The organism is Pusillimonas minor, from assembly GCF_014237865.1.
Lineage (GTDB): Bacteria > Pseudomonadota > Gammaproteobacteria > Burkholderiales > Burkholderiaceae_B > Neopusillimonas > Neopusillimonas minor.
In genome coordinates this window covers 221,485-235,781 of the sequence record NZ_JACJUU010000002.1, presented here as the reverse complement: position 1 = coordinate 235,781, position 14,297 = coordinate 221,485, and the positions used below count along the sequence as shown (strand labels likewise).

11 protein-coding genes are annotated in these 14,297 nt (G+C 58.1%); 4 read left to right on the top strand and 7 right to left on the bottom strand.

The genetic code is table 11. The annotated features are described in order from the left end of the window. Nucleotides 1–22: 22 nt before the first annotated feature. The gene (locus tag GTU67_RS03780; protein WP_430458996.1) at nucleotides 23–1,486 is read left to right on the top strand and encodes an AMP nucleosidase; all 1,464 of its coding nucleotides are present in this window, start codon (nucleotides 23–25) and stop codon (nucleotides 1,484–1,486) included. A gap of 24 nt (nucleotides 1,487–1,510) precedes the next feature. Here GTU67_RS03780 and GTU67_RS03775 read toward each other — a convergent pair whose 3' ends face one another. Genes GTU67_RS03775 through GTU67_RS03760 form a run of 4 tightly spaced genes read right to left on the bottom strand, consistent with a single transcriptional unit; the run spans nucleotide 1,511 to nucleotide 6,328 of the window. Next, entirely contained in the window at nucleotides 1,511–2,407 is an 897-nt protein-coding gene (locus tag GTU67_RS03775) for an SDR family NAD(P)-dependent oxidoreductase (RefSeq protein ID WP_221893255.1), read from the bottom strand. Between the two features lie 14 nt (nucleotides 2,408–2,421). Next, nucleotides 2,422–3,231 carry an enoyl-CoA hydratase-related protein gene (locus tag GTU67_RS03770; RefSeq protein ID WP_185778832.1) on the bottom strand — a complete coding sequence of 270 codons (810 nt, stop codon included), beginning with the start codon at nucleotides 3,229–3,231 and terminating at the stop codon, nucleotides 2,422–2,424. After that, on the bottom strand, nucleotides 3,228–5,102 hold the full coding sequence (locus GTU67_RS03765; protein ID WP_185778831.1) for an AMP-binding protein: 1,875 nt from the start codon (nucleotides 5,100–5,102) through the stop codon (nucleotides 3,228–3,230). The genes GTU67_RS03770 and GTU67_RS03765 overlap by 4 nt, the downstream gene beginning before the upstream one ends. Nucleotides 5,103–5,107: 5 nt before the next feature. After that, the gene (locus GTU67_RS03760; RefSeq protein WP_185778830.1) at nucleotides 5,108–6,328 is read right to left on the bottom strand and encodes an ABC transporter substrate-binding protein; all 1,221 of its coding nucleotides are present in this window, start codon (nucleotides 6,326–6,328) and stop codon (nucleotides 5,108–5,110) included. Between the two features lie 135 nt (nucleotides 6,329–6,463). Between GTU67_RS03760 and GTU67_RS03755 the strand changes: the two genes are divergently transcribed. Further along, nucleotides 6,464–7,273: a helix-turn-helix transcriptional regulator gene (locus GTU67_RS03755; RefSeq protein WP_185778829.1), complete on the top strand. Its 810-nt coding sequence runs from the start codon at nucleotides 6,464–6,466 to the stop codon at nucleotides 7,271–7,273. Between the two features lie 71 nt (nucleotides 7,274–7,344). Here GTU67_RS03755 and GTU67_RS03750 read toward each other — a convergent pair whose 3' ends face one another. Both GTU67_RS03750 and uvrA read right to left on the bottom strand, forming a co-directional pair. Further along, on the bottom strand, nucleotides 7,345–7,827 hold the full coding sequence (locus tag GTU67_RS03750) for an SET domain-containing protein (RefSeq protein WP_185778828.1): 483 nt from the start codon (nucleotides 7,825–7,827) through the stop codon (nucleotides 7,345–7,347). Between the two features lie 6 nt (nucleotides 7,828–7,833). Beyond that, nucleotides 7,834–10,680 carry an excinuclease ABC subunit UvrA gene (gene uvrA / locus GTU67_RS03745; RefSeq protein ID WP_185779024.1) on the bottom strand — a complete coding sequence of 949 codons (2,847 nt, stop codon included), beginning with the start codon at nucleotides 10,678–10,680 and terminating at the stop codon, nucleotides 7,834–7,836. Between the two features lie 75 nt (nucleotides 10,681–10,755). Between uvrA and GTU67_RS03740 the strand changes: the two genes are divergently transcribed. After that, nucleotides 10,756–11,964, top strand: a complete 1,209-nt coding sequence (locus tag GTU67_RS03740; RefSeq protein ID WP_185778827.1) for an MFS transporter — start codon at nucleotides 10,756–10,758, stop codon at nucleotides 11,962–11,964. A 171-nt stretch (nucleotides 11,965–12,135) separates the two neighbouring features. After that, complete coding sequence (gene ssb, locus GTU67_RS03735) at nucleotides 12,136–12,618, top strand: single-stranded DNA-binding protein (protein ID WP_185778826.1); 483 nt, start codon at nucleotides 12,136–12,138, stop codon at nucleotides 12,616–12,618. Between the two features lie 160 nt (nucleotides 12,619–12,778). Here the strand turns inward: ssb and GTU67_RS03730 are convergent, their stop codons facing one another. Further along, nucleotides 12,779–14,284: an aldehyde dehydrogenase family protein gene (locus GTU67_RS03730; protein ID WP_185778825.1), complete on the bottom strand. Its 1,506-nt coding sequence runs from the start codon at nucleotides 14,282–14,284 to the stop codon at nucleotides 12,779–12,781. Nucleotides 14,285–14,297: the final 13 nt, after the last annotated feature.

Here is a 14,297-nt window from a genome sequence, read left to right as displayed (position 1 = left end):
GGGCCCAATTGCCCCGCTGGTAATGCCGCAGCTGATCCCGTTTGCAGGGTTCGAGCAGGCAGATGCCGCCGTGGCGCGGCTGGTTGAAATCTACGAGCGCAATACCGCGTTTATTCGCGATGGCTTCAAAATGTACGCCGAGGGCCGTTTGCTGCCCGGACAGCGGGTGCGCGCTTATTACCCCGCCATTCGTATCAAGGTCTCTACGTATCAGGCCATTGATAGCCGGCTTTCGTACGGGTATGTGGTCGAGCCAGGCACATACATGACCACCATTACGCAACCGCGTTTGTTCGAGCGCTATCTGTGCGAGCAAATTCATTTGCTTATCAAGAACCACGGCGTTGCTGTAGAAATCGGCGAGTCCGACGTACCTATTCCGTTGCATTTTGCCTTTCCCGAAGGCTATTACGTTGAAGGCGTGTTTGCAGACTCGGTGGGCGGTGCGTTACGTGACCATTTCGACGTGCCCGACTTGGCGGTCACCGACGATTCGATTGTGAACGGCACCTGGCGCAGCCGGCGCGGCGAGCCCGAGCCGCTGGCGCCTTTTACCGCGTCCCGCGTCGATTACTCGTTGCACCGTTTGCAGCATTACACGGCAACGGCGCCGCAGCACTTTCAAAGTTATGTGCTGTTTACCAACTACCAGTTTTATATCGACGAGTTCTGCCGGTGGGCCAAAGACATGCTGGCCAGCGGCGAGGGCGGTTATACAGCCCTGGTCGAGCCGGGCAATGTGATTACGCCAGCGGGCCCTGGGGCGTTGCCCAGTGGTCCGGCCCCGTCCCGCATGCCGCAGATGCCCTCTTACCATTTGCTGCGCGAGAACAATACCGGCATTACCCTCATCAATATTGGCGTCGGGCCGTCTAACGCCAAAACCATTACCGACCACGTCGCCGTCTTGCGCTCATCGGCCTGGATCATGCTGGGGCATTGCGCCGGCCTTCGCACAACGCAGCGGCTGGGCGACTACGTTTTGGCCCATGGCTATGTGCGCCAAGATCATGTGCTCGACGATGATTTGCCCGTTTGGGTACCGGTGCCGCCCCTGGCCGAAATCCAGGTGGCGCTGGAAGACGCCGTGGCCGAAGTGGCGGGCTTGTCGGGTTGGGAACTGAAACGGATTATGCGCACGGGCACGGTCGCCACCACCGACAATCGCAATTGGGAACTGCGCGACGATAACGAGCCGGTACGCGGCCTGTCGCAGTCGCGTGCGATTGCGCTTGATATGGAGTCGGCGACTATCGCGGCCAATGGCTTCCGGTTTCGCGTGCCGTATGGCACGTTGTTATGTGTGTCCGACAAGCCCTTGCACGGCGAGCTTAAGCTGCCGGGCATGGCCAGCGAGTTCTACCGCACGCAGGTGGGCCAGCATCTGCAAATTGGTATCCGGGCCCTCGAAAGCCTGCGTCAGATGCCGCACGAGCGTCTGCACTCGCGCAAGTTGCGAAGCTTCATCGAGACGGCGTTCAAGTAGGTTTTTCAGGCGGGATAACCTGGTTTACGCCATCGTTATCCCGTAGCTTTCGTGGCGGCGGCCAAAGGTGCTGTCCCACATTTCGGCGATGGTCTCGGCGCTCCAGCCGCCCTCTTTGAAGGCAATGTGTTTCTCGTCGGGGTGCGACCATAGTGCCAGTTTGTCACCCCCCAGCCCAATGCATTGGCCAGTGATGTGCTGTGCGGCCTGCGACGCCAGGAAAACGAACAGCGGTGCGACGTCTTCGGCTAAACCAAGGCCCATACCCATGCGTACTTTTTGGGGTAGCGGATCGCCGCGCTGTGCGGCGGCTACATAATCTTGCATACCAGGAATGGTGGCAACCATTTGGGTCAGGGCTGTGGGTAGCACGGCATTGACAGTGACGTTCATGCGGGCGCACTCCAGCGCCCAGGTGCGGGCGAAAGCGGCAATGCCGGCCTTGGCGGCGGCGTAGTTGCCTTGGCCGAAGTTGCCGCGCTGCCCCGCCAACGAAGACACCAGCAGTAGTCTGCCGCCTTCACCTTGGGCGCGAAATTGGCGCACAGCGGCCCGGGCGCAAGTAAATGTGCCGCGAAGGTGCGTGGTGATGACGTTGTCGAAATCGTCATCACTCATGTTCCAAAGGACTTTGTCGCGCAAAATGCCGGCATTGGTCACCATAATGTCCAGGCGCCCGAAAGCAGACACTGCGCGCTCGATACACAGGTCGGCCGCTTCGCTGCTACCAATTGGGGCGACGGCTGTGGTGGCTTTCCCGCCGGCCGCCGTAATGGCCTGAACGGCGGCTGTGGCGTGCGCTTCGCTGATGTCATTGACGACGACTGCCGCGCCAGCTTGCGCCAGGGCCTTGGCTGTGGCCAGACCCAGCCCCTGGCCGCTGCCCGTGACAACGGCGACCTTGTTTTCCAGACGGATCATGCTGGCTATCCTGTTCATTGCCCGCGAAACTCGGGCTTGCGTTTTTCCATAAAGGCCACCGGCCCTTCTTGCGCGTCAGCGCTACCCATTATTGTGCGGTAGCTCTCATCTTCCAGCGCATAACCGGCGTCCAGGGGCATGCCGATGGCGGCGCGGGTTACGCGTTTGATTTCGCGCACCGCCAGCGGGCCATTGGCTGCAATGCGTTGTGCGATTCGCTGTGCTTCGGGCAAAACCTCGTCGGCCGGCAATATCTGGTTGATCAGGCCCAGACTCAATGCGGTTGGCGCGTCTATTGTGCGGCCAGTCAGCAGCAGGTCCATGGCCTGGCAATAAGGTATTTGACGGGGCAGGCGCGCCAGCGTGCCGGCAAAGGGAATAAGTGCATGCTTGACTTCCAGCCATCCGAAGGTTGCCGTAGACGTCGCCAGGCGGATATCGGTGCCCAAGAGTATTTCTGCGCCGGCTGCCATGCAGATGCCATTTACTGCGGCTATCAGTGGCTTGCTAAGCGGCGTTTCGCGCAGGGGCGCCAGTGTCCTGATGCGTGGGTCGTCAAGCAGGCGACGATCCCAGTCGCTTTTGGGTTGAAGGCGTCCTGAAAGTAGTTGCAGCGTACTGCCCAGGTCGCCGCCCGAGCAGAATGCGCGCGGACCTGCGCCGGTGAGGATGGCCACATGCAGGTTCGGGTCGGTGTCGAAGGCGTCCAGCGCATCGACCAGCCTGCATAACAGCTCCGGGTCGAGTGCATTGTGCGCATCCGGACGATTCAGCGTCAGCGTTAGCACGCCGTCGCAGGTTTCAGTAAGCAAGGGCGGATTCACGCCGGGTCCTCCCAGTGGATTTGCAATGGCAGCCCGGTTAGCGCTTGGGCCAATGCCGCGCGCTGATCGGCGTTGAACGTCGATGGTACTTTAAGCCGGGCGACGACGCCGCGAGGTTCGGCCGCGCAATCGACATCAACCGCCTCGGGAAGATCCAGCGAACGGATCAGTGCGGCAATTTTTTCCTGGGCGGCCAGCGCGCGTAGCGCCGGCTTGTAGATTTTGCCGACAGGCGTCGTCGGGATTTTATCCAGGATCAACACGCGTTTGGGAAGGGCCGGGCGTTCGGGAATGTGCTGTGCCACGTCGGCGAGCAGATCGGCCGGATCGGCATGTACACCTTCTTTCAGGCTGACGAACGCCACGGGCAACTCGCCGGCATAGCTATCGGGCTCGCCTACTGCGGCGCAAGTGCTGACAGCCGGCAGCTTTAAAAATGCTTCTTCGATCAGGCCCGGGTCGATATTGTGACCGCTGCGGATGATGAGGTCTTTGCTGCGCCCGGTCAGGTAAATGTAGCCATCTTCGTCGACATGGCCTAAATCGCCAGAGATCAGCCATTGATCGTCGGTGAATGTGCCCGCGCTGTGCGCGTCGTCGAGATAGCCGGGGCTGACATGAGGGCCGCGGATCACCACAATGCCGGTTTCGCCGGGTTTGCAGAAGGTGTTTAACCTTTTGTCTGATGCGGTTTCAAGCGGAATAGCCGCTACATCGGAATAGGGCAGGCGAATGCCCACCGAACCGACATGGCGTGGGGCGTGACAGGGTTCGATGGAAACCAGGCCGGCGCATTCCGTCATGCCGAAAATGCTGCGGATGGGAATGCGATGTTCGTTCTCGAAGGTTTGCGCCAGTTCGTTGGGTAACGGCGAACCCCCCGACAGTGCCCAGCGGATGTTCTCCGCCTCCCCTGGCGATCGGGGTACGTCGAGTAGTGCCGACAAGACGGTGGGGACGCACCCCAAGTGTGTGAGTTTGTCGCGCTGCGCAAACGCCCAGGCCTGTTTTACAAAGGCCTGGTTGCGCATGCCAGTCAGTGTCGGTAGAAACAGCGCCGCACCCGCGGCCAGCGGTGCCAGGCCATAAACGAAAGTCCCGGCCACATGGAAGATCGGAAACCCGTTCAGAATCCGGTCGCCCGGCTGCATGTCGTAATACAGTGCGCCAAACCAGCTGGTATGCACTTCGTTGCGGTGGCTGTGTCGCAGAATTTTGGGCAGGCCTGTTGTTCCCCCCGTATGGAACATGGCCGCTGTGCGATCTGCGCTTAGCTCAGCTTCGTAGCTTCCGGTCGCGGGCTGCTCGTTTAGCAGGCGTTGAAAAGATCCGGGTCCCGGGTTGCGCTCGTCGGGGTCAATTTCAATAACATGCGTTACACAGCCGGCCAGCTCGGCGGCTCGCCGAGCTTCTGCATTGATGGGCAGCGTATCGCTGGGTGCCAGGGTGATGACAACACGGGTATTTGTTTTGCGTAGCAGTTCGGCAATGTGTTCGGCGCTAAGCAAATAGTTGATAGGAAAGGCGCAACCCGCCATTTGCGCACCCCACAGCGCAAATAAGGCCGAGGGGATGTGCGGTACCAAAAGCGCTACTGGATCGTCTTGATGCACACCCAGCGAGCGCAGCAGGTTGGCCGCCCTTACGCAGGAATCGAGGAAACCCTGAAAAGACCAGGTTAGCGGCGCCTCTGTGAGGTTGGCGCTTTCCTGGAAATAGAGGGCGGTTGCCGGGCCGTAGGTGTTCGCTGCGTAGCTTAACAGCGCCGCAGTAGAACGGAACGGCATCATGGTCTCGTAGGGCTTTTGCTCGAGGGCCCGGATATCTTTCAGCGTTTTGATTTCCGGGCGCAGGGCGGTGGTAAAACTCATGATGCTTACTGCTCCAGCTTCCATTTGCCGTCTTCCACTTTAACCATGACCTGGCCGCGTGCGTCCAGACCATTATGGTTGTCGGGGCTCATGTTGAAGACGCCTTCCGGGCTGACGACTTCTTTCATGCCTTCCAGCGCATCGCGCAGGGCGCTGCGGAATTCTGCTGTGCCGGGTTTGGCTTTTTGGGCGGCGGCGGGGATCGTGGCGTCAAGCATGTTGTAGGCCGTCCAGGCCGTCGAGCCGAAAAGAGAACGCGTGCCTGGGCCGTACTTGCCTTCGTATTTGGTCACGTACTCCAGGCCGGGCTTTTTCGTGGGATTGTCATCAGGTAATTGTTCGGCGACCAGCACAGGGGCAACCGCCAGTAATGTGCCGTTCAGGGCAGCGCCACCCAGACGCAGGTAGTCGGCATTGGCGACGCCGTGGGTTTGATAGATGATGCCTTTGTAGCCGCGCTTAAGCAGTTCCATTTGCGGCGTTGCGCCTGGCGTACCGAAACTGAAGATATAAACCGCGTCGGGTTTGGCGGAAATCATTTGTACGGCCTGGGTGGTCGCCGAGATGTCCTGGGCGCCGATGCGGGCTGTGGCGGTGATTTCGATGCCTTCGGCTTGCGCCTGCTTCTGGAAAGCATTCAGGAACCCGTCGCCGTAGCCTGTGGTCACGGCAATGACGCCCACCTTCTTGACCTGACGGGCCTTCATGTCTTGAATGGTTCGCTGCACCGAGAGCGCTTCGGGCGCAGGGATTTTGAAGGCCCAGGTGCGAGGCCCTTCCTGCGGTTCGATGATGGCGTTACCGCCACCTAGTGATACCAGCGGTGTACCGTTGCGGCCTGCAACTTCGACGATGGCAATGGACGGTGGCGTGATCGATGACCCGACCAGAACGTCTACTTTCTCTTCAGTAATGAGTTTGGCGGCTTGCTTGGCTGCCTCGGTCGGATCGCTGTTGTCGTTAAGGACGATAACCCTTGCTTTCTCTCCGCCGATGGTATCGGGCCAGAGCTTGACGGTGTTTTCTGCTGGCTTGCCCAGTGAGGCCGCCGGCCCCGTCAATGAAAGAATCACACCCACGGTGATCTCGGCGTTGGCGGATGTGGTGCCCAGCAAGGCTACAGCCGTCGCGCACGAAAGCAGGGTTTTTTTCCACTCGGAGCGTGGCGCAGCGCCGGCGGGTTTGCCGGGGTTAGTTGGATATGCAATGAAAGTCTTTGGGAACATGTCTAAGTCTCCTGGTAAACAACGTTTTGTTGTTTTGCTATTCTTTTATGTACGACGCACTACACTAACAAGTAAAAGCAAAAACGCTGTCATCCCAGAAGATGACAAGCCCCCGAAGGGGCAGAGGAGATCAGGATGCGAGCATGGAGTCTTGGCGGCGTGGCTTCGGGCCCCGACCCGACCAGCGAGGCCGTGGCCAATATTGTTGCCGCTATTGGCGAGGGCGATTTTTCCCAACGGGTTCTACACCAGGTCAACCGCGTTATACCGGTCGGTTGCTGGTCTGTGTACCGCATTGGCGGCGACGAGCCTCGCATGTTTTTGTCGGGTACCTATCATCGCAAAGACACCACAACAGGCAGTTGGCAGGCCTACCTTTCAGGCCCCCATCTGGCCGATCGTACCTTTGCCGTTACTGACGTTAAAGCCGCTGGCCCGCTTATTACCCACCTGACGGCTGAAGAAATTCCAACCCGGGCCCACCGCGACAAGGTCTACCGTCAATTCGACATGAGCGAGCGTTTGTCGGTTGTTGAGCCGCAGTCGCGCGACACGGTGTTTGCGCTAAATCTGTACCGTTACAACGGCCAGGGTTTTTTCACCGATCGCGAGCTGGCCGCCTTCGAGACCATCGCACCATCGTTGCTGGCGTCTGTGCATCGGCATTTGTTGCTGTACCCGCGTGCAGTGGCCTTGGGTAACCCGTTATCGCTTGGTTCAGTTCGGCGCAGCTTCGAAACCCATCGCCCCGACCTCACCGAGCGAGAGCTCGATGTTGTCGCCAGGACTGTTCTGGGGATGAGCTACGAAGGCATTGCGACAGATCTGGGTTTGAAGCTGCCTACCATCAAAACATACCGCAACCGCGCTTTCGAACGCCTGCAAATCAGTTTTCGAAGTGAGTTGGTCAGGTATTACCTGACCATTTCAGCGCCAGCGCCGTAATCAGGCGTTGTCGTGGCGCTGTAGCGAACGTCTGCACTCGCGCAAGTTGCGCAGCGCCATATAGGCCGCGTTCAAGCAGCTTTTTTTGTTTTGGTCTTTAAGGCCAGCATGGTGCCGCGGCAGTTGTCGTTACCACACAGGCATTGGTATTCCAGCTTGCGTTTTTTGGTCAGGCGGCCGTCAAGCACCAGGCCATAGTCGTAAAAAAGTTCTTCGCCACGCTTGATGTCGCGCAGGGCCACAATGTATACCCGTGTGCCTTTTTCGTTTTCTTGCGCCTCGCAGTTGGGGGCGCACGAGTGGTTGATCCATTTGGCGTCGTTGCCGCGCACGCCGCCGTCAATGACCTTGCCGCTGCTTAGCGCAAAAAAGAAGGTATGAAACGGGTCTTCCGGGTTGGTCGGGTGGCGTTCGTCGGCCTCTTCGGGCGATATTTTTTGCCCTGTGTATTCAAAAATACACGTGCCTTCGGGGATATTGCGGGCGGCAAATACGCCGTTGCCATGCGTTTTCGATTGCTTGACCTTATGCCAGACCGGCGTATCTTTTGCCATGGTGCCTTATCGTTTTAAAAGCGGTGCCAGGTAACGGCCGGTGTGGCTTTCCGGGTGTGCCGCGATGTCTTCGGGGGTGCCTTGCGCCACAATGCGGCCCCCGCCATTGCCACCTTCGGGCCCCATGTCAACCAGCCAGTCGGCGGTTTTGATGACGTCGAGGTTATGTTCAATAACAACTACGGTGTTCCCCGCATCAACCAACTGCTGAAGTACCTTGAGCAGCAGGGCAATGTCGTGAAAATGCAGGCCGGTAGTGGGTTCGTCGAGAATATACAAGGTTTTGCCGGTGCTGCGCTTAGATAGCTCAAGCGAAAGCTTGACGCGTTGCGCTTCGCCGCCCGAAAGCGTGGTTGCACTTTGGCCCAGGCGCAAATACGACAGCCCGACATCAATAAGGGTATTGAGCTTGCGCGCGATGGTGGGCACGGCATCGAAGTATTCAAGCGCCTGCTCCACTGTCAGGCTCAGTACTTCGCTGATATTGCGCCCCCGGTAGCGGATGTCGAGCGTTTCGCGGTTGTAACGTTCGCCTTTGCAGACGTCGCATGGCACATACATGTCGGGCAAAAAGTGCATTTCGACCTTGACGACGCCGTCGCCCTGGCACGCTTCGCACCGCCCGCCTTTGACGTTAAATGAAAACCGGCCGGGGTCATAGCCGCGTGTGCGCGATTCGGGCACGCCGGCAAATAGCTCGCGAATCGCCGTGAACATGCCGGTGTAGGTGGCCGGGTTGCTGCGAGGGGTGCGCCCGATGGGGCTTTGGTCGACATTGATGATCTTGTCGAAATGCGTCAGCCCTTCGAGGTGGCTGAATGGCGCGGGCTCGGTTTGCGCGCGGTGCAGATCGCGCGCTACTGCGGTGGCGAGCGTGTCATTGATGAGGGTGGATTTGCCCGACCCCGATACGCCGGTAATACACACCAGGCGGCCGGCCGGGATGGCCAGGTCGACGGATTTAAGATTGTTGCCCGTACAACCCAGCACTTTCAGCCATGTGCCTTCGGGGTCAACGGGCCGGCGTTGCGGGATAGCGATTTTTTTTGCGCCAGTCAGGTATTGACCGGTCAGTGAGGCTGGATCGGCTGCCAGGGCTTGCGGGGTGCCTTTGGCGACGACCTGACCGCCATGCTCGCCCGCGCCTGGCCCCATGTCCAGTACAAAGTCAGCGGCGCGAATCATGTCCTCGTCGTGTTCGACCACAATGACGCTGTTGCCCAAGTCGCGCAAGTGCTGCAACGTGGCAATAAGGCGATCGTTGTCGCGTTGGTGAAGGCCAATGGAAGGTTCGTCGAGTACGTACATGACGCCGGTCAGGCCGGAACCAATCTGGCTGGCCAGCCTGATGCGCTGCGCCTCGCCGCCCGAAATAGTGTCGGCGCTGCGGTCAAGCGACAAGTAGCTCAGCCCCACGTTATTCAGAAATTGAAGGCGGGCTTCAATTTCGCGCACGATACGGTCGGCAACCTCTTTTTTGGCGCCCGAGAGTTGCAACGCCTGGAACCACGCCAGGCAGTCGGACAGCGGCAGCGCTTCTACTTCGTAAATGGCGCGGCCTACGCGCTGTGCTTCGCCGATTTCGTGTCCGATCAGTACGTTACGTGCCTCGGGTCGCAGACGCGAGCCGTGGCAGCTGGGGCAGGTTTGTGTGTGACGGTATTTACCCAGTTCTTCGCGTACGGCGCTGGAGTCGGTCTCGCGCCAGCGCCGTTCAAGATTGGGAATGACGCCTTCGAAAGGGTGTTTTTTGACGCTGCTGCGGCCTTTTTCATTGATATAGAAAAAGCCGATTTCCTCATCACCCGACCCGTACAGCACAATGTGCTGTAGACGCTCGTCCAGTGTTTCGAAAGGTGTGTCGATGTCGAACTGGTAATGCGCGGCCAAGCTGGCCAGCAGGGCATGGGTGAAGGCATTGCGACGGTCCCAGCCGGCAATCGCGCCGCCGGCCAGACTGAGTTCGGGGAAAGCCACCACACGTTTGGGGTCGAAAAAATCGACATGGCCCAGGCCGTCGCAACGCGGACAGGCACCAACCGGGTTGTTGAAACTGAACAGACGCGGCTCGAGTTCGGTCAGGCTGTGCTGGCAGACCGGGCAGGCATACCGGCTTGAAAAGGCCGACTCTTCGCCAGAGTCCATGTTGAGTGCAATGACCCGGCCGTCTGACAGGTTCAGGGCCGTTTCGAAACTCTCGGCCAGGCGCTGCTGGCTTTCCGGTTTGATCTTGATGCGGTCGATGACGACATCGACACTATGTTTCTCGGTTTTCTTCAGAGGGCCAAGCTGGTCGATTTCGACCATGTCGCCATCGACGCGCACCCGCACAAAGCCTTGGGCCTGCAGCCCGGCGCATTCATCTTCGAAGCTGCCTTTGCGTGCGCGTGCCAGCGGCGCCAAAATGGCCAGTCGTGTGCCCTCGGGCCAGGTTAAAACCTTGTCGACCATCTGGCTGACGCTTTGCGCTTGCAGCGGCAGCCCGTGGTCGGGGCAATAAGGCGTGCCGACTCGCGCGTACAATAGACGCAAATAGTCGTGAATTTCTGTAATGGTCCCCACCGTCGAGCGCGGGTTATGCCCGGCCGACTTTTGTTCGATAGAAATTGCAGGCGACAGCCCCTCGATCAGATCGACATCGGGTTTGTCCATTAATTGCAAAAATTGCCGGGCGTAGGCCGACAAACTTTCGACGTAGCGCCGTTGCCCTTCAGCATACAAGGTATCGAATGCCAACGACGATTTCCCCGAACCCGACAGCCCGGTGACCACAACAAGCTGGTGTCTGGGCAGGTCGACTGAGATATTTTTGAGGTTGTGGGTGCGGGCGCCCCGGATGCGAATTGCGTCCATCTGGTCCATTCAGGTGTTTCGAAGGCTAACTTGCTACTATAACGCGCTGTGCCCGTCTTTATTAAATGAGTATTTATGGCTAACTCTGGTGCCGCAACGGTTAAACCGCCGCGGGTCAAGCTGAAACTGACCGCCACCGAGCGTAAAGCCAGCATCATGCTGGCCCTTTTATTTGCCTCGCGCATGCTGGGGCTGTTCTTGTTGACCCCGGTGTTTGCCGTGGCTGCATTGTCTATTCCCGGGGGCAACGATGCCGCCAAGGTAGGGCTTGCGCTGGGTGCCTATGGGCTAACCCAGGCGTTTTTGCAAATACCGTTAGGTATGGCGTCAGACCGTTTCGGCCGACGACCCGTTATTGTGGCCGGCATGGCGTTGTTTGTGGCCGGCGGGGTGATGTGCGCGCTGGCGTCCGACATTAACTGGATTATTGCCGGGCGGGTGTTGCAGGGGCTTGGGGCTATTTCGGCGGCCATTACGGCCTGGGTTGCCGACGCCACCCGCCCGGAAGTGCGCACCCGTGCCATGGCCATGGTGGGTGGGTCGATCGGCGTGTCTTTTGCCGTGTCGCTGGTGTTGTCGCCCGTACTTGTGGGCGAGTTCGGGCTGTCGGGCCTGTTCTGGGCGATAAGTTTGCTGGGGTTTGTGTGCTTGTTGATTGCGGCCTTTTTGGTGCCGGCCGCGCCGCAGTCCATGCAGCCTATCGTGCAAGCCAAAGCGTCCGACGTACTGCGGCATACCGATTTGCTGCGCTTGAATTTCGGCGTGTTTTGCCTGCATTTTGTGCTGATGGCCATGTTTGTGGTGGTGCCGGGTATTTTGGCGCGGCTGGGGGGATATGACTCGTCCCGGCTCTGGGAAGTGTACTTGCCGGTGATTTTGCTGTCTTTTGTACTGATGGTGCCGGCGGTGTTTTATACCGAGACACGGCGCGCGCACAAAGTCGCCCTGGAAATTGCCGTGGCCGGCCTGGTGGTCGTGCTGGCATTTTTGCCTTGGGCCAGCCAGCAGTTCGTGTCCATGGTGGCATTGCTTATTGGTTTCTTTATTGCGTTCAACGTGCTCGAAGCCTTGCAGCCATCTTTGGTGTCTCGCGTAGCGCCCCCCGAGTTCAAAGGTTTGGCGCTTGGTTTTTACAATACTGCGCAGTCGCTGGGTGTTTTTGCCGGGGCTTCGCTGGGCGGGGTTTTGGCTGCGGCAGGTAACACGTCGTATGTGTTTTTGGTGTGCGCCGTGCTGACTTTTGTCTGGTTTCTAACCGCGCGTGGCTTTCGCAACGGGGCGTAACCAGGGTTTTGGGCGAGGCTTTGGATCAGCGGGTTTGGCTTGTCTGGCCGGGCAACTTTAATGTACCGGGCCAAGACAAAAATATGCGTTCGCACTACTACGTATTTCGCTGTTTCGTTGGTGCCTATTCAACGATAATGGCGCTGTGAAATTTATTGATTGGGGGTTTAGATGGCTTCAGTAAACAAAGTAATTTTGGTGGGTAACCTGGGGCGCGACCCAGAGGTGCGGTATAGCCCCGAAGGCGTGGCCATTTGCAATGTATCGTTGGCCACAACGTCGCAATGGAAAGACCGCAACAGCGGCGAGAAGCGCGAAGAAACCGAGTGGCACCGTGTGGTGTTTTACAACCGCCTGGCCGAGATCGCCGGCGAGTACCTGAAAAAGGGCCGTTCTATTTACGTCGAAGGCCGCATCAAGACACGTAAATATCAAGACAAAGAAACCGGCGCCGATCGTTACAGCACCGAAATTGTTGCCGAGCAAATGCAAATGCTCGGCGGCCGCGACGGCGGCGATATGGGCGGTGGGGCCGACTTCGGGTCTGAATCGCCCGCGCCTCGCCAGCAGCGCACGGCAGCGCCACGCCCGGCCGCACCGCAAGCCGCGCCGGCAGCCAACCTGGCCGACATGGATGACGATATTCCGTTTTAAGGTTTACCTTAGCTAATGTCGTACAAAAGCCCAGCATGCAGTGCATTGCTGGGCTTTTCTATGTCGATGTGGCGAGGGGTGCCCTCCTACCCCATCCGCACCACTGGTTTGATAGTGTGAAGCCTTTCATCACGCTGTAGAGAGGATTCAACGTGTGGTTTTAGTCGATCATCGACACATTTACATTTTTGAGTTGCGTGAACTCATACAGCTCTTCGAGACATTCTTCTTTGCCAATGCCAGAGCGTTTGTAGCCCCCAAAAGGTGCTCCAATAAAGTGTGATGAGCAGTCGTTGACCCAGACATAGCCAGCTTGTACTTTGGCTGCCGCCCGGTGAGCAGTCACCAAACTACGCGTCCAGATTGATGCAGTTAAGCCGAACTCGGTACTGTTTACATCGTTGATAAGGGCGTCTTCATCATTCCATTTAAGTACAGAAAGTACGGGGCCAAATACCTCTTCTTGGGCAATGCGCATGTTTGGCGTTACGTTGGTAAATACGGTAGGCTCTATGAAGTATCCGTCCTTGAGCGCCGGATCGTCGGGTTTTTTGCCGCCGCACACCAGGGTTGCCCCCTCGGCTTTCGCAATCTCAATGTATTCAAGACTGCGTCGGTACTGAGCAGGGCTTGCCAGGGCGCCCATAGTTGAGTTGAGGTTAGTTGCGATGCCTGGCTTGTGTTCTTGGTGAATCTTTTGAATGAGAGCCTCGACAAATTGGTCATGTAAGCTTTCATGAATAAACAGCCGGCTGGTTGATCCGCAAGACTGGCCGCACCATGTGAAGTTCATTCCGCGTACTGCGCCGCTTACGGCTCGATCAAAGTTTGCATCAGGATAAATGATCATTGCATTTTTACCCCCCAGCTCAAGTAGCGTGCGCTTCATGTCAGTGGCGGTTGCGCGCAGTACGGCCTGGCCGGCCTGTACGCTACCAATCAGGCCTACCGCCGCAACCTCCGGATGGGCAACAAGTGCTGCGCCCGTGTTGCGGTCGCCAACAACGCAGTTTAGGACCCCCGCAGGGAAAATGTCGGCTAACAGTTCCATCAGCTTAATGGTGGATAAAGGCGCTTGCTCTGGAGGTTTGACAACGACAGTGTTACCTGCGGCGAGTGGTGCTGCAATTTTGCCACCGGCAAACATAAAAGGGTGGTTGAAGGGGAAAATGCGGGCAACTACACCCAGTGGCTCCCGCTGCGTGTAGTTCAAAGACCCATTGCTTGTAGGTATGGTTTCCCCCTTAACTTCAAGTACAAGGCCCGCAAAGTATTCGAGTTGGGTCGCGGCAATTTCTGCATCGAAGATCATGGCTTTAACGGGATTGCCACAGTCGGCGGCATCCAAGAGAGCCAAGTCTTCTGCATGCTCTCTGATCCGTGTGGCTGCTTTTCGCATAAGGCGCGCACGTTCAAGTGGTGGTGTGGTACGCCACTTTTCGAAAGCTTTGCTTGCCGCTTTGACCGCCAAATCTACCTGTTGATCGCTTGCAATGGGTAGTGATGCAAGTAGTTTGCCGGTTGATGGATTGATAGAGTCTATAAAGCCATTGTCGGCCGAGAAATGCCATTCGCCCCCCCAATAATGTCCGAGCTGTGACGGCATGATGGCAGGGACTCGGGCGGATAGGTCTTCGTTGGTCTGGTTTGTTTTGTGCTGTGTCATGATGGTTACTTCA